Consider the following 19,806-nt stretch of genomic DNA (forward strand, 5'->3'; position numbering starts at 1 on the left):
AGACGCTCCGATGAACAAAGCTTTGATCACTGCCGTCGTTCTGCTGGCTGGCGTGCCTGCAAGCGCCGCCGCGCAAGAGCGCGCCGGTGCTGCGGCGCTGGGAGCGGTCTCAGGCGCGGTTGTGCTGGGGCCGATCGGTGCCGTCGCGGGCGCGGTGGTGGGTTATACCGCCGGACCTGCAATCGCCCGGTCCTGGGGCGTGAGAGATTCACGCTCGGCGAGGCATCGGCAGCCGCCGCGCCGCGAGGCGTATCGCGCAGCCGCCACCGGCGCTCCGCCGCGCGCACGTGAGGCGATGAATGCCAACGGCCAAATGAGAGCGGCCGGCAATCCGCCGGCTCAAGCCGCGCCTGCGGTGCAGCCTGTTGAAGCTGCTCCCGCTGCGCCGGCGCAGACTTCGGCGCCGCCCATTCAGGGATTCGAATGAAGCTTCGGCTTTAGGCCGCGGTGGTCTTCGGCCGCAGCCGGTCGACCGTCCGCGCGATCAGCGCCGCCACCTCGGCCACCTTCGGCCCGATCCGGAACTCAGGGCCGGCGACGACGACGGAGAGCCTGCGGTCGCCGATCGGGAGTGGAATCGCAGCGCCGGCGAGATCGCGGCTGTAGTCGCCGAAGCTCTGGCAGTAGCCGCGCTCGATCGAGTTGCGCAGCTCGGCTTCCACCGCCTCGATGCTGATCGGCGTTGATGGACCGTACTGCTTGAACTCGATCTTGCGATAGACGGAGTCGCGCTCCTCCTGCGAATATTGCAACAGCAGCGCGCGGCCGCTCGCGGTCGCGTGGATCGGCACGCGGTGGCCGATGGTGGCGAAATAGCGGATCGCTGCCTGGGATTCGACGACGTCGATGAACACGGCCATCACGCCCGCAGGCGCCACGATCGACGCAGTCTCGCCGGTCTCGGCCGAGAGGTCGGCAATCAGCGTATGCGTCCAGGGCGGCAGCGGCTCGACCTCCGAGATCATCCGCGCCATCGCCAGCCAGCGCGGGGTCGGATAGAAGCCGGCGCGCGGTCGCGGCTCATAGAGATAGCCCTTCTCAGAGAGCGTCGCGAGCAGGTTGAAGGTCGACGAGCGCGGCCAGCCGAAATGATCGGCGATCTCCGCAAGCGTCGCCGGCTTCCTCGTCTGGGCGAAGAATTCCATGATCTCCAGGACGTTTGCGGCTTGGCGAACGATCATGATCCGGTCCCGTCTGTCGCGACGCGTTGCCCTTGATCTACGGCTGGCCGAGGATCTTCTTCGCCGCGCGAAGATGCGGCTTGTCGATCATCTGGCCGTCGAGCCGCAGCGTGCCGGAATCGGGATTGCCCGCGAACGCCGCGATCACCTTCTCCGCCCAGATACGCTCGGCTTCCGTCGGCTCGAACGCCGCGTTGACGACATCGACATGCTTGGGGTGAATCAGCGCCTTCGCCGAAAACCCGTCGCGCCGCGCCGCACGCGTTTCCTGCTCGAGGCCGGCCAAATTGTCGATGTCGGTATAGACGGTGTCGATCGGCGCGACCTCGGCCGCGGCGGCTGCCATCAGGCAGAGATCGCGCGCGAGGCGGTAGGGACTGTGGAACACGCCGCCCGAGGACTTCTCTGTGGCACCCAAAGAGGCGGAAAGATCCTCCGCGCCCCACATCAGGCCGGCGAGGCGAGGGGAGCAGCCCTTGTAGCTGCCGAGCCCGAAGATCGAGCCGGCGGTCTCCGTCGCGACGCAGACGATGCGGGTTGCGCCGACCGTGATGCCGGCCGCCGCCTCAAGTGCTTCCAGCCAGGTCGCGACCTGCCGCACGTCGTCGCCGCCTTGCGATTTCGGCAGCACGATGCCGTCGGGCCTGCCTGGCATCACCGCGGCGAGATCGGCGAGCGTCATGCCGGTGTCGAGCGCGTTGACGCGGACATAGAGCTGATGCGGCTTGCTGCGCGCCTTCAGCATCGCGAGCGTCAACCCACGCGCCTCCGCCTTCTTCTCGGCGACGACGGAATCCTCGAGATCGATGATCAGCGCGTCGGCCTTGCCTTCGCTCGCTTTCTCGAATTTGCGCGGGGAATCCCCCGGCACGAACAGCATCGAACGCATCAGACCGGCCTCTTGTGCATCATCGCCATGCGGCGGCATTTCCCGACGATCTCGTCGTTCTGGTTCAGGGCGTGGTGCTCGAACTCGACGATGCCCGCCTTCGGGCGCGATTTGGATTCCCGCAACGAAAGCACCTTCGTCGTCGCCCGCAAGGTGTCGCCATGGAAGACCGGCTTCGGAAAGGTGACGTCGGTCATGCCGAGATTGGCGACGGTGGTGCCCATGGTCGTATCATAGACCGTCATGCCGATCATAATGCCGAGGGTGTAAAGGCTGTTGAAAATGCGCTGGCCGAACTCGGTCTTTTCGGCGAAATGCGCGTCGATGTGCAGCGGTTGCGGGTTGAGCGTCAGCAGGCTGAACATGGTGTTGTCCATTTCCGTGACGGTCCGGGTCAGCGGATGCCTGAACTCCTGGCCCACGGAAAAGTCCTCGAAATAAAGTCCGGCCATCGCGATTTCCTCCCTGTCGTTGCGACTTTGGCCCGCACCGCGCTTAAGGCGGCGCTGCCAGGTGAACTGCTTTCTGCTCTGCGAGCCGTTCGATCTCCTCGGTCGAGAAGCCGGCTTCGCACAAGATGTCGCGGCCATGCTGGCCGAGCGTCGGCGCCGGGCCGGCCGGCTCCGGCTGGGTTACACTCCAGGTCGAAGGCACCCGCATCTGGCGGATGCGGCCTTCCACGGGGTGATCCACCGTCCTGAAGAAGTCGATCGCGTTGAGATGCGGATCGTCCAGAATCGTCTCCAGGGTGTGCATCGGCATCACCGGAATGTCCGCGCGCTCCAGCAGCTCGCGCCATTCCGCAGTGGTACGGGTGAGGAAGATATGACCGATCTCCTCATAGATTTCGTCGATATGCTCGGTGCGCGCGGCGTGGTTGGCGAAGCGCGGCTGCTGCAGGAATTCCGGCCGGCCGATCGCCTCGAAGAAGCTGCGCCAGTGCTTGTCGTTGTAGATGAGGACGCAGAGATAGCCGTCGCTAGTCTTGTACGGTTTTCGATAGCGCGAGAGCAGGCGGACATAGCCGCCATGGTCGAGCGGAGGATCGTAGGTGAGACCGCCAAGATGATCGATCAGCACGAACTCGGTCATCGACTCGAACATCGGCACGTCGATGCGCTGGCCTTGGCCGGTACGCTGCTGGTGCATCAGCCCGCCCATGATGGCGTTGACCATCATCAGCCCGACGATGCGGTCGGCGATGGTCACAGGGACGTAGCGCGGCGTGCCGTCGCCGGCGGCCGCGAGCAGCGTCGGAATGGCCGCGGCGCCCTGGATCAGATCGTCGTAGGCGGGCTTTGCGGCGTAGGGGCCGGACTGGCCGTAGCCGAAGGCGCCGACATAGACGAGGGCGGGATTGACCGCAGCCAGCGTTTCGTAGTCGAGGCCGAGCCGCGCCATGGCCTGCGGGCGCACATTATAGACGAGCGCGTTGGCGCGCCTGGCCAGCCGCAGCAGCGTGTCGCGGCCTTCCTTTTTCTTGAGGTCGAGGACGATGCTGCGCTTGCCGCGATTGGCGTTGAGAAACATCCCGCCCATGCCGGGCGTGCGGCCGGGACCGATCTGGCGGACGATGTCACCCTCGGGGCTTTCGACCTTGATGATTTCGGCGCCCATGTCCGCCAGCACCTGGGTGCCATACGGGCCCATCAGGACGGAGGTCAGGTCGAGAATGGTGAAGCCGGCGAGCGGTCCCATGGGGCCTCGTTGGGTGTATTCATATTTGTGGAGTTAGAATTCATAAACTTGGGGTGTCAATTCGATCAACCTGAGCTGCGATGCATGGGCCTATGCTTAGTTCATATAATTGACATTTAAATTCACGTATATGTACATTTTCCTCAAGCAAGAGAAGTGGAGTGAGGGCCGGACGGGTGGCAGCGGCAGGCTGCCGCCTCCGGCTTGGGGACGCGTCAAGGAGAAGCAGATGAAGAAGAACAAGGTCTGGGCCGCCGCGGCGTTCGCGCTCTCGTTGCCGGTCTCGACGCTGCCGGCGCAGGCGCTGGAGCTGAAGGTCGCCGATAGCTTCCCCGCCGGCCACTATCTGGTCCGCCTGCTGCTCAAGCCCTGGATGGACGACGTCACCAAGCGCACCAATGGCGCGGTAACCTTCACCTATTATCCGAACCAGCAGATCGGCAAGGCCGCCGATATGTTGCGGTTGACCCAGTCCGGCGTGGTCGACATCGGCTACATCGGGCCGTCCTACGTCTCCGACAAGATGCCGCTGTCGGAAGTCGCGCAGTTGCCGGGGGCTTTTGAGACGAGCTGCCAGGGCACAATCGCCTATTGGAAGACCGCGCGCGAAGGCATTTTGGCCAAGCAGGAATATGCGCCCAACAAGATCAGGCTGCTGATGGCCGTGGTGCTGCCGCCCTATCAGGTGTGGACCGCAAAGACCAAGGTCGAGACGCCGAAGGATATGCAAGGCCTGAAGCTGCGGACCACGGGCGGTGCGCAGGATCTGACGTTGCGCGCGCTCAATGCCGTGCCGGTGCGCATGGCAGCGCCCGATGCGTATGAATCGCTGTCGCGCGGCACCATGGACGGCCTGCTGTTCCCGATGGAAAGCGTCGTGGCCTATGGTCTGGACAAGCTGGTCAAGCACGCGACCGAAGGCGTCAGCTTCGGCAGCTTCATCGTCGCCTATTCCATCAACCAGTCGGTCTGGGACAAGCTGCCTGATGACGTGAAGAAGGCGATGAACGAAGCCTCCGACGCGATCGAGCCGGCCGCCTGCGCCCAGGTCGACAAGGAAACGGAGACCACCAGGAAGCATCTCCAGGATGAGGGCGTAAGCTTCGATCCGTTGCCGGAAGCCACCCGTACCGAGATGAAGGACAAGCTCAAGGGCGTCGGCCAGGAATGGGCGGCGGGTCTCGATAGCCGCGGCAAGCAGGCTTCTGCCGCGCTGAAGGAATTCGAAGGTCTGCTCGGCGCCGGCGGCACGAAGTAATCCGACATCAAAGAGGGAGGCGCTGGAGGTGATCAAGCGGGCGGGAGATGTGCTCGGCGCGCTGGAGCGCGCGCTGACGGTGATCGCGGTGGTGTTCCTCTTCGTGATCATGCTGCTGGTGGTGACCGACGTGTTCATGCGCTACGCGCTGAACCGTCCGTTTGCCTTCACCTATGATCTGATCGGGCTCTACCTTCTGGCCGGCGTGTTCTTCTTCACGCTGTCGGACGGCTTGCGCGAGCATGCACATGTCGGCGTCGATATCCTCCTGTCGCGCTTCTCGCCGGCGGGACGGCGACTGTCCGAGATTATCACCGCGCTTGCCGGCCTGTTCGTGTTCGTCCTGATCTGCAAGGTCGGGTTCGAGCGTGCGCTCGAGAACTACGAGCAGCACGACGTGCTGGCCGGAGCGATCGCCTGGCCGACCTGGATATCGGCCGCGCTGGTGCCGTTCGGCTGCGGCGTGCTGGTGCTGCGGCTGGCGCTCCAGCTCGCCGGCAATGTGCTGAGCCTCGTCAGCGGGCGCGACCTCTATCCGCTGCCGCCGGTGACCGGCGTCGGCGAAACGCGAAGCTTTGAGTAACGGCAGGGATCCATGACACCTTTCATCGTTCTCGCCCTGCTGTTCGGCCTGCTGGCACTCGGCACGCCCGTCGGCTTCGCCATGGCCTTCTCCGGTTCGGTCGGCCTCGTGATGGTCGGCGGATGGGGCACATTGTTCGGCATCCTGCAAACCGCGCCGCTGTCGACTGTCTCGTCCTACGAGCTGATCACCATCCCGATGTTCCTGCTGATGGCGGACCTCGTGCTGCTGTCGGGCGTCGCGGACGATCTGTTCAAGACGGCGTCGGCCTGGGTCGGGCGCATTCCCGGCGGGCTCGGCATGGCGACGACACTTGCCGGCGCAGGTTTTGGCGCGATCTGCGGCACCTCGACCGCCTCGGCTGCGACGCTGTCCTCGACCAGCTTGCCAGCGATGATCCGCCAGGGCTATGAGCCCAAGATGGCCGCCGGCGTGGTCGCGATATCAGGCACGCTGTCGATGCTGCTGCCGACCAGCGTCGCGCTCGTCATCTTCGGCCTGCTCGCCGAGGTGAACATCGGCAAGCTCCTGATCAGCGGCATCATCCCCGCGATCCTCGTCACCATCACCATCATGGCCACGATCTACTTCCTGGTCTGGCAGGATCCTTCGCGCGCGCCCGCCGCGAAATCAGTGCCGTGGCGCGAAAAATTCGCGCTGTTGTGGCAAGTCTCGCCGATGGTGGTGCTGTTCTCGATCGTGACGGGCACGATCTATCTCGGCGTCGCCACGCCGACGGAGGCTTCCGCCTTCGGCGCGTTCGGCGCCTTCCTGCTCGCGATCGTCAAGGGCAAGATCACGCCGTCATCGCTCTACCGGACGCTGCTGCGGGCCTGCCACGGCACCTGCATGATCATCATGATCCTCGTCGGCGCCTCGATCTTCGGCTATTTCTTCACGCTCACCCACGTCACGCAGGACCTCGTCGCCTGGATCGGCAGTTTGCCGACCTCGCGCTGGGTGATCATCACGCTGATCCTTTGCGGCTACATCGTGCTCGGCTCGTTCATGGACCAGATCGCGATCCTGGTGCTGACCGTGCCGATCGTGCTGCCGCTGATCAAGACGCTCGGCTTCGATCCGATCTGGTTCGGCGTGATCAAGATCGTCACCGCCGAGGTCGGCATGATCACGCCGCCGGTCGGGCTGAACTGCTTCATCGTCGCCCGCTATGCCAAGCGGCCGGTGGCAGAGGTGTTCCACGGCACTTTCCCGCATTTCATCGCGCACCTGATCGTGATCGCGATCCTGGTGGCGTTTCCGAGCATCATTCTCTGGCTGCCCTCGCAGATGGGGCGCTAGGATCGGAGCCATTGCTGCTCCCAATAAGGAGATCAAGAACATGGATTTCGCGCTCACCGATCAGCAGGAAGCCATTCGCGACGCCATCGCCAAGATCTGTGAAGACTTTCCCGATGCCTACTGGCTGAAGAAGGACCACGACGGCGGCTTCCCGCACGATTTCCACAAGGCGCTGGCCGACGCCGGCTGGCTCGGCATCTGCGTGCCGGAGGCCTATGGCGGCTCAGGGCTCGGCATCACCGAAGCCGCGATCATGATGCGCACCATCGCCGAATCCGGCGCCGGCATGTCGGGCGCCTCGGCCGTGCACATCAACGTGTTCGGGCTCAATCCCGTCGTCGTGTTCGGCACCGAGGAGCAGCGCAAGCGCATGCTGCCGCCGATGGTCGAGGGCCGCGAGAAGGCCTGCTTCGCCGTCACCGAGCCCAATACCGGCCTCAACACCACCCAGCTCAAGACCCGCGCCGTGGCGAAGAACGACCGCTACATCGTCAACGGCCAGAAGGTGTGGATTTCGACCGCGCAGGTCGCGCACAAGATATTGCTGCTGGCGCGCACCACGCCGCTGGAAGAGGTGCGCTCGCCCACCCACGGCCTCAGCCTGTTCTACACCGACTTCGACCGCAAGAAGATCAAGGTCCACGAGATCGAGAAGATGGGCCGCAAGGTCGTCGATTCCAACGAGCTGTTCTTCGAGGATTTCGAGATCCCGATGGAGGACCGCATCGGCGAAGAGGGCAAGGGCTTCCAGTACATCCTCGAAGGCATGAACCCCGAGCGCATCCTGATCGCGGCGGAAGCCGTCGGCCTCGGCAAGCTCGCGCTGGCGCGCGCGACCGAATACGCCAAGACCCGTGTCGTCTTCAACCGCCCGATCGGCAAGAACCAGGGCATCCAGCATCCGCTCGCGGTGAACTGGGTCGAGCTCGAGGCGGCCTGGTTGATGGTGATGTCGGCAGCCTGGCAATACGACAAGGGCATGCCCTGCGGCGCCGCGGCCAATGCCGCGAAATATCTGGCGGGCGAGGCCGGCTTCTCGGCCTGCGAGCAGGCGGTGATGACCCATGGCGGTTTCGGCTATGCCAAGGAGTTCCACGTCGAGCGTTATCTGCGCGAAGTCCTGATCCCGCGCATCGCCCCGGTCAGCCCGCAGCTCGCGCTCAGCTTCATCGCGGAAAAGGTGCTTGGACTGGCGAAGTCGTACTAGTCTTCGCGCGCGGACCATTTGGCAGGATCGCCATGAACCTTGCTCATCATCTCCTGCGTGCCGCCAAGGCCGACGCATCCGCGCCGGCGTTGTTCAAGGGATTGACGCCGGTCGCCGATTACGGCCGGCTCGCCGCAACTGTGGCCTCGCTGGCCGCGTCGCTGCAACAGCGCTTTGGCCTCGCCAGGGGCGACCGAGTCGCGCTGCTGATGAAGAACGTGCCTGATTATGTCGCCTGTCTCTATGCCTGCTGGCATGCCGGGCTGGTTGCGGTTCCCATCAACGCAAAACTGCATCCGCGCGAGGTCGCGTTCATCCTCGACAATTCGGGCGCTGCCGTGGTGTTCGTGACCGAGGACATGGCAAGCGTTGCTTCGGAAGCCCTGGCGCTCGGTGCAGCCAAGCCGCGCATCGTCGAGATCGGCTCGGCCGAGCATCGCGGCCTGGAGAAGGCGGAAGGCATCGCCATCGCCGACGTCGCGATCACCGATCCCGCCTGGATCTTCTACACCAGCGGCACCACCGGCCGGCCCAAGGGCGCCGTGCTGAGCCATCGCAACCTGCTCGCCATGGCGCTGAACTATCTGGCCGAGATCAATCCGATCGTGCCGGGCGAGGCGCTGCTGCACGCCGCACCGATGTCGCACGGCTCCGGCCTCTACATGGTGCCGCATGTGCTCGGCATGGGCGCGCAGATCATTCCGGAGAGCGGCCGCTTCGAGCCCGACGAGATTCTGGAGCTGACGGCCAAACGCGACGGCATCTCCTTCTTCGCCGCGCCGACCATGGTGCGGCGCCTGACGGTCGCGGCGGAGGCCTCCGGCGCGGCCGCACCGGGGCTCAAGACCATCATCTATGGCGGCGGCCCGATGTATGTCGCCGATTGCAAGGCGGCACTTGCCGTGTTCGGGCCAAAGCTCGCGCAGATCTACGGTCAGGGCGAGACGCCGATGACCATCACTTACCTGCCGAAATCCATGCATGCCGACACCGGCCATCCGCGCCACGAGGAGCGCCTCGCCTCGGTCGGCATTGCGCAGGGCGTGGTGCAGGTCCGCACCGTGGATGAGACGGGGCGGGACGTTGCGGCCGACGAGATCGGCGAGATCATCGTGCGCGGCGATACCGTGATGTCCGGTTACTGGCAGAATCCGGAGGCCACCGCCAACACGCTGCGCGACGGCTGGCTCTACACCGGTGACATGGGCGCGTTCGATGCGGATGGCTTCCTCACGTTGAAGGACCGGTCCAAGGACGTCATCATCTCCGGCGGCACCAATATCTATCCGCGCGAGGTCGAGGAGGTGCTGCTGCGGCATGAGGCCGTCGCCGAGGTCTCGGTGATCGGCCGGCCGCATCCGGAATGGGGCGAGGAGGTTGTGGCCGTCGTCGTGCCCGTCGCGGGCAAGGCGGTCACGCGCGACGAGCTCGACCAGATGTGCAACGCCTGGATCGCCCGCTTCAAGCGGCCGAAGCACTATTACGTCACCGCCGAGCTGCCCAAGAACAGCTATGGCAAGATCGTGAAGACGGAGCTGCGGACGCTCCTCGCCGAGTCCTCCACGCGCCTCACGCCGATGGACTGAGGCAGCGATGTCCGAGGACACGCCGACGATCGACTTTTCGGACCTGATCCGGACCGGCGATCTCGTCGTATGCGGACAGGCGACGGCGGAGCCGGTCACCCTGACCGAAGCGTTGATGGCGCAGGCGGCACATCTTCCGCCTTTCCGCATGATGATCGGGCCAGTGTTCTCGGAGACGTTTTCGGCATCGTGCGCGGGACATGTGTCGTTCCGGAGCTATGGCGTGATCGGCAATTCGCGGCGGCTCGCGAAAGCGGGGCGGCTCGACGTGATCCCGAGCAATTACAGCGCTTTTTGCGCCGACTTTGCCGCGCGCCGCCATCAAGCCGATGTTGTTCTGGTGCAGCTTGCGGAGCTGGAAGGGCGGCTCAGCGCCAGCCTCTCCAACGACTACGTCATCGATGCCGCGCGCGGCGCGCGCCTCGTCATCGCCGAGATCAATCCGGATGCGCCATTCACGTTCGGCGCGGAATGGCCGAAGGACGTACCGATCCATGTTCGGGTGGCGGCCCGCAGGCCGCCGGTTGAATTGGCCTCGACGCCGCTCGATGACGTTTCACGGCGCATTGCCGCGCATGCGGCAGGTCTGATCATCGACGGCAGCACGCTCCAGTTCGGCGTCGGCCGTATTCCGGATGCGATCCTGTCCTCGCAGTCGCATGCGCGCAATCTCGGCATCCATTCCGGCCTGATCAACGATGCCGTCGTCGACCTGATCGAGCGCGGCGCGGTGACGAATGCGGAGAAGGGCATCGATGCCGGCATCACCGTCACCAACCAGGTGATCGGGACCCAGCGGCTCTATCGCTTCGTGCATCAGAACAAGGCGGTGGCGGTGCGGCCGGCGTCCTACACGCATGGCCAGAACGTGCTGGCGCGGATCAACCGGCTGGTCGCGATCAATTCGGCGCTTCAGGTCGGGCTCGACGGCTCCGTCAATTCCGAGACGCTGAATGGCGTCGCGATCGGCGCGATCGGCGGGCAGCTCGATTTCGTGCGCGGCGCCAACGCCTCTTTCGGCGGAAGGGCGATCATCGCGCTGCCGGCGACGGCCTCCGACGGGACCAGCCGGATCGTCGCTGACGTCGAGACCGTGACGACACCTCGCGCCGATGTCGATGCCATCGTCACCGAATGGGGCGTTGCGGAGCTGCGTGGCTGCGGCCTTGGCGAGCGCGCGCGCCGCATGATCGCGATCGCAGCACCTGGGCACCGCGACGCGCTTTCGGCGCAGCTTCGCAGGCCCGCGCGCTAGCTCAGTTCATCATAGCGAGCGTCGGGCGCTGGCTTTCGCTGGATCCGATGATCCCGGGCAGGTCCGCCGCCTCGCCGGCGATCATGCCCGACATCTGCCAGAACAGGTGTGCGAGGCGGGAGAACACCAGCCGCTCGCGCTCGGCAGGAACGGTGCCGTCCGGGATCGTCACGGTTTCGAGGCCAACCACCTTCTTGAAGTCGGGCCAGATCGTCATCGACTGCGCGATCACGGAGTAGCAGCGCGGATCGTCATCGCTCTCGTCGGGCGCCGGCGGCAGACCCGGATATTGCGTCGGCGCGGCATAGAACTTGTAGGCACCATAGCCGAGCCGGAGCAGGAACTTTTCGGGGACAGCGACGTCGGCGGCAAAGGACACCAGCCGTGCTTCGCTCAGCACGTCCGGTTCGATCGCGCTGAGGTCCGATGCGCGCAGCGCCGAGCAGAAGGTGAGTTCGCGATTGTGCTCGCGGAGCAGATTGGCGAGCGGTTGCTGCTGTTGCACGGTGTCGGTGAGCAGGATGATGGTCTTGAGCATGATGTATCGTCCGTCAGGGGAAGAGGTGGCGCGCGGTCATGACCGCATCGTCGGGGGCGTGGGCGGCAAAGAAATCGTTGGCGATGCGCTGTCCCGGCGCGATTTCCAGGATGCGGTAGCGGGCCTGCGCTGCGGCCTCGCGCGCGGCGCCGACGTCGTCCTGCCAGGCGCAGAGCGACAGCTCGAGCCGGCCGTAGCCGCCGCAATCGGCGGCATAGGCGCCGGTCACGGCTTCCACCGTTGCGGCAACCGCGCCCGCGTCGCTGGCCGAGATGTCGCGCAGGATCACGGCAATGCCGTTGCCGGTCTCGGCTTTCGAGGTCATCACCATGAAGGCGTCGCGGGCGCCGGTGCGGCCGGCGCGACGGGCGGTGCGCACGACGCCAGCAAAGCCGGGATCGGGGCCAAGCTCCAGCGTCGTGGTCTGCTGGTCGTGCAGGATCGTGGCCCGCATTGCGCCGAGATCGCCCTTCAGCGCGTGATAGGAGCGCGGCAGCCATACGGTGTCGAGCGGCACCTGTGACGAGGTCAGGCTCCAGGCCTGGTCGAGCAGATAGCCCTCCCAGATCGCGGGATAGGACGCGGCGAGTTGCTGCCAGACGCCCAGGAGCATCTCTGCCCCCTTGGTGCGGCCGAGATAGAGCGTGCGCGCCGACATCTCCCAGCGATTCCACTTGTGAAGGGCGACGTCGCAGCCGAGGAACGACGGCAGCAGTGGTGCCTCGCGCAGCACGGCGTCAGCCTCGACGAACAGCAGGGGCTCGCGATACTTGTTCCACATCCGCATCATGAACTCCGCCTTCTCGAAGCAGAGGATGCGGTCGCCGAGCTGGGTTTCGATCGGTTCGATATGGCAATCGAGCCGCAAGCGTTCGAGGGACTGACGGAGGCGGAGGGACGCGGCCTCGTCGCCGCCGCGCGGATAGCAGGAGACGATCCGCGGCCGGAGGGTCGAGGTATCGGCCGCGGTGAGGAACTTCGACCAGCCGATGCCGCCCCACCACATCTCGTGCGGACCGTCCGCGCCGCAGGGGCCGACGGTGCCGAACTCGGTCAGCTTGGACTTGAGGAAATCGAAGCCGGGATTCTCGCTGAAGGGAATGACGACGGCGCAGCCGGGATTGAGCGAGCGGTAGAACAGCTCGGCCACAGCCCCGCTCGGCGGTTCCTTGAGGATGATGACACCGTTCCGCCGGCCTTCGCTGACGTCGTCGAGCGTCGGCGCGCCATACTGGTTGACCAGCCAGCCCAGGCGGTCGCGCTGGGCCCGGCCGAGCCTCACGCCGCCGGATTGCAGCAGCCGATCAAGGTTCGCGTGCGTCCCGTCCGTCAATTCCGTGCCCCTCACGTCACCAGCCCCTGGACTTCAACGTCCCGAGCGGCGCGATCAGGCGCACTATTTGGGGCCGGCGCCGAGCGGCGTGATTGCGACGGAGTAGACCGCGACATCGTCTGTCATCGGGGCGACCTGGATCAGCAGGCAGCCATCGTCGCTCTCGGCGCAATAGTGGTCGCCGCTCTGCCGTATCCCGGCATAGACCAGCCTTTCGGCCGCGATGCCGACGACGTCCTGGCTCTCGGCGGCATCGCGTACGTCGTCCCCCTGCTGCATAGTGACGCCGTGAAGAAGGCCCTCGGGCGCGAATTTCGCCAGCGGCAGCGCGATCATGGCGATGCCCATGGTGCGCGACAGCGGAATGCGCAGGCGCAGCTCGCCGAGCCCGGTGCGATGGACGGTCACGCTCTCCAGCGCCGCATCGCCGCCCGCGCGGAACAGGCCGACCTGAACCGGGCGACAGGGCCGTTCCTCAAAGACGTCGGCAGGCAAGCGGTTGGCGCCGAACAGGACATAGAGATAGCCGTAGGAGGGTGACAGGCCGGCAAAGCTGCCGGCGAGCCACATCGGCGGTGCGGCCGCGGTGCAGGCGGCTGAGAGGCCGCGGGCGGTGATCTGGTCGCGCACGAACCGTTCGTCGAGCAGCGGCGCGAGCGCGTCGGTACCGAGATTGACGTCGTGCTTCAACGTGCCGAGCAGCGCCAGCTCGTCATCGTCGGGCAGCAGCAGTAGCCGCGCCAGCGTCGCTGCACACCAGCGCGCCGCGACCTCGGGCGCGGCATAGGGATCGAGGCCATAGTCGCGCGCGACGTCGTCCGCGCTCTGCGCGAAGGCAAGCGCGCCGGCCTGGATCTCCGCGGCAAGCGCCATTTGCTCCGCGGGACGCGGATTGACCTCGCGCAGCACTGCGCGGCCGTCGTAATCGCGCACCGAGCCATCGGAGGAGCAGCAGGCCTGCTCCAGCAATGCCACGTTGCGGATCAGCATGCGCTTGACATGCGGCGTGACCACGAGGTCGGAGACAAAACCCTTCGCGCTGTCCTGCTCGGCGAGATCGTCGAAGGCGTCGTCGAGCGACATCAGATAGGCGCCGTGGAGGCGGATATCGATGCCTTCCAGGTCGAAGACTCGTCGCAGCGCCTTCTGCACGCTGCCGGAATAGCCGAGATCGGCCAGCACGAGGTCGGTACAGTCGTCGAAGCCGGGGATGGCGTGGCGGAGATAGACGAGCAGCCGGGCCCGCAGGCCTGCGGCGAGCGCGACGATTTCAGCCGGATCCATCAGTCCGGGAAGCGCTTCTGCGAGCTCTTCGCCGGAGGCGATACCGCCGCGACAGCCGGCAAAGAACGCCGCGACCTTCGGCGGCATGATCTTCACCATGTCGCGGAAGGTCGGTGCGTCGATCTTGAAGACCTTGCTGAGGAGATCGACGAGCGGCTGGATCGTGTCGGCCGAGGCGATCAGGCTGACGCGGCGGTTGATCTCGACATAGGCCGACGACATACCGTGCAGGTCCTGGCAGATCCGGTGCGACAGGAAGCCGTCGCGGCCGAGGAAGCCGAGAGCAACCTTCCTGCCGGGACCTGCGACCTCTTCGCACCGCCTTGCGACGAAGGCGTCGAATGCCGTCAGCACCGGCCCGAGCACCGTGACACCCAGGTGGAAGGCCGGCGACCTCTCGGCGCTGCGCGCGGCGACCATGCGCCGCAAGGTGCGCGCGCCGTGGTCGAGCCGCGACGGCGCGCCCTGGCACAGCAGCTCGAACAGCGCGGTCTCGCGCCGAAATTTCGAGGCGAGCTGGGCCGTGGCCTGCGGATAGTAACGTGGGCGAATGCCGTGGCGCTTGGCCCCCTTGATGTCGGCCTTGTCATTGTCGCCGACGTGAAAGGAGGCGCTGGGATCGATGCCCTCGTCAGCGAGGTATTTTGCGAACAGCGCCTCGCTCTTGCCGCTGCCGTGGTCGCAGGAGGCGTAGAGAAAGTCCCAGGTCAGTCCGGGGCGGCAGGCCCGCAGCAGTCGTGCCAGCCGGTCGGAATCCCAATAGGTGTCGGAGATGAATCCGACGCGGTGGCCGGCGCGGTTCATGTCCATATATTGCCGAAACATGTCTGGATTGGCGCGGCAGAGCTCGATCTCCGCGGCGAACTCTGATTCGACCAGGAGACTCAGATCGCGGCGCGTGAGACCGAACAGGTTGAACGGAAAATAGGAATAGACCTCGTCGATGTGAACTTCGCTCGTGCCGCGCTTGTCCTTCGCGGTCCTGCGCGCTCGCGCTTCGGCCTGAATGCGATGCTGAACGAAACTCGCAGAAACATTCGGACAAGTTCTTGAAATGCCCGATAGCTCGTAAGTCCTTTCAAATACGCCATCTGGCGTCGTGCAGGCTCGGAGCAGAAATGTATCGAAAACATCGAACGACCAGGCAGAAACAATTTGCGCGCGGCGCTCTGCGCCGGCCGTTGCGATCGTCATGCCAAGATTCCCCGCCAATCAGAGCGATTAACGTGCGTACGCGCGAGGTCAGGCGCCACACGTGCGAAAAAAGTTCATGCGCGATTCAAAATCGCACTCGTCGCGACTGACAGATTCAAAAAAATCGTTAGGTTCGAAAAAGGTGATTCGGAAAAAATTGCCGAGTGCGGAAGTCGTCTCGCGTTCATTCACACTCGGAAACAATCGCTTCTTGATGCGCTGCGCGCGTGTCGCGTTTGGTCACCTAGTGCCGCGTAATGTCAGCGTTTTCTCTCAGCGACATCTGTTCAGGATGGATGATCCGTCATGGCGCGAGACGATGTGATGATTGCAGGCTTGACGCGCGCGTGTTGCGCGCAGTCGGCAATTATTGCCCGATACTCGGCAAAAGATACCGGCTAACATCTTGAAAAATAACAAAAATTCTCCGCCTGGATTGTTTTCGCCCCGCGTTCAACGCCTGGAAGCCGTGTGGCATGTGCGCCGCCGGCATTGCGGGTTGGAGGTTGCGGGATGAGTTACGCTGCTGATGTCTGGGCTCCCGCCGAGGCCGAGATCACGACGACGGCGCCAGTCGATGCAATCGTGCCGGTGATGCCGTCGGTGCCGCTCGCGCCGGACAGCACCCCTGATACCGCCGATGTCGTCTTCGACGAGGACAGCGAACTCCTGGACAGGCTCGCGACCGGCGACGAAGTCGCGTTCCGCATGCTGGTCGAGCGTCACATCGATCGCGCCTACGCGATCGCGCTGCGCATCGTCGGCAACGCCGCGGACGCCGAGGACGTGGTGCAGGACACCATGCTCAAGATCTGGAGCCATCGCGGGCGCTGGCAGCACGGCCGCGCCAAATTCTCGACCTGGCTCTATCGCGTCATCTCCAACCGCTGCATCGACCTGCGCCGCAAGCCGCGCAACGAGAATGTCGAGACGGTGCCGGAAGTCGCCGACGGTCAGCCTGGCGCCGTCGAAATCATCGAGCGCAACGAGCTGAACGGCATGCTGGAGCTCGCGATGCAGCGCCTGCCCGAGCAGCAGCGCATCGCGGTGATCCTGTCGTACCACGAGAACATGAGCAACGGCGAGATCGCCCAGGTGATGGACACCACGGTGGCCGCGGTGGAGTCGCTGCTCAAGCGCGGCCGCCAGCAGCTTCGCCAGCTCCTGCGCAAGCACGAGCGCGACATCCGCACCGCGTTTACCGACTGCTAACCATAAAAATCGCCTCACGAAAATTTTCGCGCCTGATCTGCCTGCGCTCCGCCGTTTGAGCGAACGGACGGGGCTGCGGTCCGCGTCGTCGTAAGTCGATTTCCACGATGCGGCACGCTTGCCCATCAGCACAGGAGCTTCCAATGCCTGCAATCAATACCAATAGCGCTGCCAACGCGGCGGTCCGCTATCTCAACATCAACTCCGCGCAGGAGAGCAGCTCGCTCTCGAAGCTGTCGAGCGGCTCGCGCATCACCTCGGCATCCGACGACGCCGCGGGTCTTGCGATCTCGACGCGCATTTCCTCGGACGTCACCACGCTCCAGCAGGCTGCGACCAACGCCTCGCAGGCCACCGCGATCCTCCAGACCGCCGACGGCGGCGCCTCGAACATCTCCGACATTCTCGCGCGCATGAAGTCGCTGGCCTCCGAATCCGCTTCGGGCACCACGACCGACTCCAGCCGCGCCTATATCCAGTCGGAATTCTCGCAGCTCAACTCCGAAATCGACTCGATCGCGACCGGCACCCGCTACTCCAGCCAGAGCCTGCTCGACGGATCCAGCGTGTTCTCGTCCGGCGTGTCCGTGCTGGTCGGCTCGGACGGCTCCGACACGATCACCATCACGCTGACCAGCCTGACGGCGTCCTCGCTCGCCGTCACCTCGCTCGACGTCAGCACCCAGTCCGGTGCGACATCGGCGCTCGACGCCCTCGATACCGCGATCGACACGGTCTCCGCCGCGCGCGCCTCGATCGGCGCCCAGGAATCGCGGTTCAACTTCTCGTCGGATTCGATCTCGACCCAGACGCAAAATCTCCAGTCGGCAAACTCCGCGATCAAGGACGTGGATATCGCCGCCGAGCAGTCCAAGCTGTCTTCGGCCGAGGTGAAGACCCAAGCTGCCGTGTCGGCGCTTGCCGCCGCCAACCAGATGCCGCAGTACCTGCTCAAGCTGCTGGGCTGATGATCAACTGACCGGGCCGGCATGATGCCGGCCCGGCCCTCTCTGTCAGGGACGGCCGAGCAAAGTGACCAGCGTCAGTTCGAGCACCAGCAGCACAAGTACGACGAGCTCCTCGGGCGTGTCGGTCACGACGAGTGGAACCACCAATTCGAGCAGCATCGACTGGACGGCGCTGATCCAATCCGCCGTCGACGCGAAGACCGCGCAGGCGGACACGATCTCGACCACGATTACGAACAATGAGGCCAAGATCTCGGCCTATCAAACGCTGCAGAGCGATCTGAAGACGCTGTATTCGGCGTTGGCGTCGCTTTCGACCGCGGTGGTCAACTCGCTGTCCACCAGCGCATTTGCGACGCGTGCGGCGAGCATCAGTTCCACCGGCGACGTGAGCGCCTCGTCGGCGCTCTCCATGACGCTCAAGAGCGGGGCCGCGACCGGCGACCACACGCTGACGATCAGTCAGCTCGCCGCCGCGCAAAAGGTTTCCGGCACCTCGCAATCGAGCCAGACTGACGAGCTCGGATACTCCGGCACGTTTTCCATCGGTCTGGAGGGCGGCACCACGTCCGATATCACCATCACCAGCACGATGTCGCTTCAGGACGTCGTCGATGCCATCAATGCCCAGACCTCGACGACCAACGTCCAGGCCTCGATCGTGCAGGTCTCCAGCACTTCGTTCCAGATGGTGCTGACGGGCACGGAGGATGCCGCCGACATCACTTATTCGAGCACGTCCGGCGACGATATCCTGAACAAGCTCGGCGTGACCGACAGTTCGGGGAGCTTCACCGACGTGCTCCAGGAGGCGCAGGCCGCCGAATTCACGCTCGACGGCATCGCGATGACCCGCGACACCAACGACATCTCGGACATCCTGAGCGGGGTCACCTTCAGCCTGCTCCAGGAGACGCCGGACGGAGCGACGCTGAATATCAGTATCGAGACCGACACCAGCCAGATCGAATCGACGCTGGAGACGTTCGTCACCAACTACAACGCCTTCCGCGACGAGGTGATCGCCCAGCAAGCGACCACGACCGACGGCACCGCGGACTCGAGCGCGGTGCTGTTCGGCGACGGAACCATGCGCAACATCATGGATGCGCTCCAGAATGCCCTGAACACGACCGTGGGCGGCATGACCATGGCCGATCTCGGCCTGTCCTTCAACGAAAGCAATGAACTTGAGCTGGATACCAGCACGCTGTCGGACATCCTGAGCACGAATCTGAGCGGCGTCACCAAGCTGTTGTCGGCGCAGACCACGACGTCGTCGAGCCAGCTCAGCGTCGTCAATACCGGAACGTTGCCGCAATCCTTCACCCTGGATCTGGCGGTCGATTCCGACGGCAACCTCACCTCGGCGTCGGTCGGCGGCGACTCGTCGCTGTTCACGATCAGCGGCACCACGATCATCGGCGCTTCCGGCTCGATCTATGCCGGCATGGCCTTCACCTATAGCGGCTCGACCTCGCAATCGATCACGGTGACGTCGACCTCGGGCATTGCAACCCAGCTCTATCAGATCGCGAAGGACTACTCGTCGTCGACCGGCGCACTGCAAACGCAGATTACCAGTCTGACGAACCGCGACGACGAGCTCCAGCAGAGGGTGGATGACATCAACAGCGCGGCGTCGACGCTGCAGTCGCAGCTCGAGACGCAATACGCGAAATACCAGGCGGCGATCGAGAGCGCCAACAGCACGCTCGATTATCTCAAGGCCCTGCTCAATTCCAGCTCGAGTGACTGATGATGAACAATCCGATGGCGTACATGGCCAACCAGGCCTATCGGGGAACGGCAACGCGCGTGCCGCCGCTCAAGGCGGTCTCGATGCTGCTTGGCGGCACGATCACCTTCCTCCAGAAGTCGCTGAACGCCCAGGAGGGACGGCGCTTCGAGGAGGGGCACGAGCACCTGATGAAGGCGACCGCGATCCTGCGCGGGCTGAGCCACAATCTCGATTTCACCAGGGGCGGGGCGGTGGCGGAACAGATGTTCCAGACCTACAACGCTTTGATCCTGGCGAGCCTCAAGGCTTACGGCCGGCCGCATGCCCGCGAGAGTTTTCGGCGGATCATCGCCGGGCTGACCGAGCTGCGGGAGGCCTGGGAGTCCGTCGATGCCACGTTGCGGAGCAGCAAGGCCGGGCCGGCCGATTCGGCCCGCACGGGCTGAAGCGGCCTGTTCCTCCGCAATGCGGGGAGGGGCGTTGCGGCGCCGTCGTCTTGGCCGATTTCCGTAGTGCTGCGGGCGCTTTTGGCGCCCGAAGCCGCTGAAATCCAGTTTCCGCGTCGCCCGCAATGCTT

At 64.8% G+C, this 19,806-nt stretch carries 19 protein-coding genes; 11 read left to right on the plus strand and 8 right to left on the minus strand.

What is annotated here, in order from left to right; translation table 11 throughout:
• Positions 1-10: 10 nt before the first annotated feature.
• Positions 11-427, plus strand: coding sequence for a hypothetical protein (locus XI09_RS39915; protein ID WP_271571800.1), 417 nt, complete (start codon positions 11-13; stop codon positions 425-427).
• Between the two features lie 10 nt (positions 428-437).
• On the opposite strand, the gene XI09_RS39920 is transcribed toward XI09_RS39915, so the two are convergent.
• Genes XI09_RS39920 through XI09_RS39935 form a run of 4 tightly spaced genes read right to left on the minus strand, consistent with a single transcriptional unit; the run spans position 438 to position 3,768 of the window.
• The gene (locus tag XI09_RS39920) at positions 438-1,181 is read right to left on the minus strand and encodes an IclR family transcriptional regulator (protein ID WP_271571801.1); all 744 of its coding nucleotides are present in this window, start codon (positions 1,179-1,181) and stop codon (positions 438-440) included.
• A 37-nt stretch (positions 1,182-1,218) separates the two neighbouring features.
• Complete coding sequence (locus XI09_RS39925; RefSeq protein WP_271571802.1) at positions 1,219-2,070, minus strand: HpcH/HpaI aldolase/citrate lyase family protein; 852 nt, start codon at positions 2,068-2,070, stop codon at positions 1,219-1,221.
• A complete protein-coding gene (locus tag XI09_RS39930) occupies positions 2,070-2,528 on the minus strand; it encodes a MaoC family dehydratase (protein ID WP_333939195.1) in 459 nt (152 codons plus the stop codon). The genes XI09_RS39925 and XI09_RS39930 overlap by 1 nt, the downstream gene beginning before the upstream one ends.
• A gap of 37 nt (positions 2,529-2,565) precedes the next feature.
• Positions 2,566-3,768, minus strand: a complete 1,203-nt coding sequence (locus tag XI09_RS39935) for a CaiB/BaiF CoA transferase family protein (RefSeq protein WP_271571803.1) — start codon at positions 3,766-3,768, stop codon at positions 2,566-2,568.
• Positions 3,769-3,997: 229 nt separating this feature from the next.
• On the opposite strand from XI09_RS39935, the gene XI09_RS39940 reads away from it, so the two are divergent.
• The 6 genes from XI09_RS39940 to XI09_RS39965 are packed head-to-tail and all read left to right on the plus strand — an operon-like array spanning position 3,998 to position 10,959.
• A complete protein-coding gene (locus XI09_RS39940; RefSeq protein ID WP_271571804.1) occupies positions 3,998-5,026 on the plus strand; it encodes a TRAP transporter substrate-binding protein in 1,029 nt (342 codons plus the stop codon).
• Between the two features lie 28 nt (positions 5,027-5,054).
• Positions 5,055-5,609, plus strand: a complete 555-nt coding sequence (locus XI09_RS39945) for a TRAP transporter small permease (protein WP_271571805.1) — start codon at positions 5,055-5,057, stop codon at positions 5,607-5,609.
• A 12-nt stretch (positions 5,610-5,621) separates the two neighbouring features.
• Entirely contained in the window at positions 5,622-6,911 is a 1,290-nt protein-coding gene (locus tag XI09_RS39950; RefSeq protein WP_271571806.1) for a TRAP transporter large permease, read from the plus strand.
• A gap of 40 nt (positions 6,912-6,951) precedes the next feature.
• Positions 6,952-8,118: an acyl-CoA dehydrogenase family protein gene (locus XI09_RS39955; protein WP_092184827.1), complete on the plus strand. Its 1,167-nt coding sequence runs from the start codon at positions 6,952-6,954 to the stop codon at positions 8,116-8,118.
• A gap of 32 nt (positions 8,119-8,150) precedes the next feature.
• Positions 8,151-9,704, plus strand: a complete 1,554-nt coding sequence (locus XI09_RS39960) for a class I adenylate-forming enzyme family protein (RefSeq protein ID WP_271571807.1) — start codon at positions 8,151-8,153, stop codon at positions 9,702-9,704.
• A 7-nt stretch (positions 9,705-9,711) separates the two neighbouring features.
• Positions 9,712-10,959, plus strand: a complete 1,248-nt coding sequence (locus tag XI09_RS39965; RefSeq protein WP_271571808.1) for an acetyl-CoA hydrolase/transferase family protein — start codon at positions 9,712-9,714, stop codon at positions 10,957-10,959.
• A gap of 1 nt (position 10,960) precedes the next feature.
• On the opposite strand, the gene XI09_RS39970 is transcribed toward XI09_RS39965, so the two are convergent.
• The 3 genes from XI09_RS39970 to XI09_RS39980 form a co-directional block, all read right to left on the minus strand.
• Positions 10,961-11,497, minus strand: a complete 537-nt coding sequence (locus XI09_RS39970; protein ID WP_271571809.1) for a hypothetical protein — start codon at positions 11,495-11,497, stop codon at positions 10,961-10,963.
• A gap of 13 nt (positions 11,498-11,510) precedes the next feature.
• Entirely contained in the window at positions 11,511-12,830 is a 1,320-nt protein-coding gene (locus XI09_RS39975; protein ID WP_271571810.1) for a hypothetical protein, read from the minus strand.
• A gap of 63 nt (positions 12,831-12,893) precedes the next feature.
• Positions 12,894-15,308 (minus strand): hypothetical protein, encoded by a 2,415-nt coding sequence (locus XI09_RS39980; protein WP_271571811.1) that lies wholly within the window; start codon positions 15,306-15,308, stop codon positions 12,894-12,896.
• A gap of 513 nt (positions 15,309-15,821) precedes the next feature.
• Here XI09_RS39980 and XI09_RS39985 point away from each other — a divergent pair.
• Together XI09_RS39985 and XI09_RS39990 are read left to right on the plus strand one after the other, a co-directional pair.
• Positions 15,822-16,520, plus strand: coding sequence for an RNA polymerase sigma factor (locus XI09_RS39985; protein ID WP_271571812.1), 699 nt, complete (start codon positions 15,822-15,824; stop codon positions 16,518-16,520).
• A 143-nt stretch (positions 16,521-16,663) separates the two neighbouring features.
• Positions 16,664-17,488, plus strand: coding sequence for a flagellin (locus XI09_RS39990; RefSeq protein ID WP_092184841.1), 825 nt, complete (start codon positions 16,664-16,666; stop codon positions 17,486-17,488).
• A 45-nt stretch (positions 17,489-17,533) separates the two neighbouring features.
• Here the strand turns inward: XI09_RS39990 and XI09_RS39995 are convergent, their stop codons facing one another.
• Positions 17,534-17,737 (minus strand): hypothetical protein, encoded by a 204-nt coding sequence (locus XI09_RS39995; protein WP_271571914.1) that lies wholly within the window; start codon positions 17,735-17,737, stop codon positions 17,534-17,536.
• Between XI09_RS39995 and fliD the strand changes: the two genes are divergently transcribed.
• Both fliD and XI09_RS40005 read left to right on the plus strand, forming a co-directional pair.
• A complete protein-coding gene (gene fliD / locus XI09_RS40000; protein ID WP_271571907.1) occupies positions 17,646-19,247 on the plus strand; it encodes a flagellar filament capping protein FliD in 1,602 nt (533 codons plus the stop codon). The two genes, XI09_RS39995 and fliD, sit on opposite strands and share 92 nt — an antisense overlap.
• Complete coding sequence (locus XI09_RS40005; RefSeq protein ID WP_271571813.1) at positions 19,247-19,675, plus strand: flagellar export chaperone FliS; 429 nt, start codon at positions 19,247-19,249, stop codon at positions 19,673-19,675. Before fliD ends, XI09_RS40005 begins: the two co-directional genes overlap by 1 nt.
• The last annotated feature ends 131 nt before the right edge of the window (positions 19,676-19,806 follow it).

This window comes from Bradyrhizobium sp. CCBAU 11386 (assembly GCF_028128955.1).
Taxonomy (GTDB): domain Bacteria; phylum Pseudomonadota; class Alphaproteobacteria; order Rhizobiales; family Xanthobacteraceae; genus Bradyrhizobium.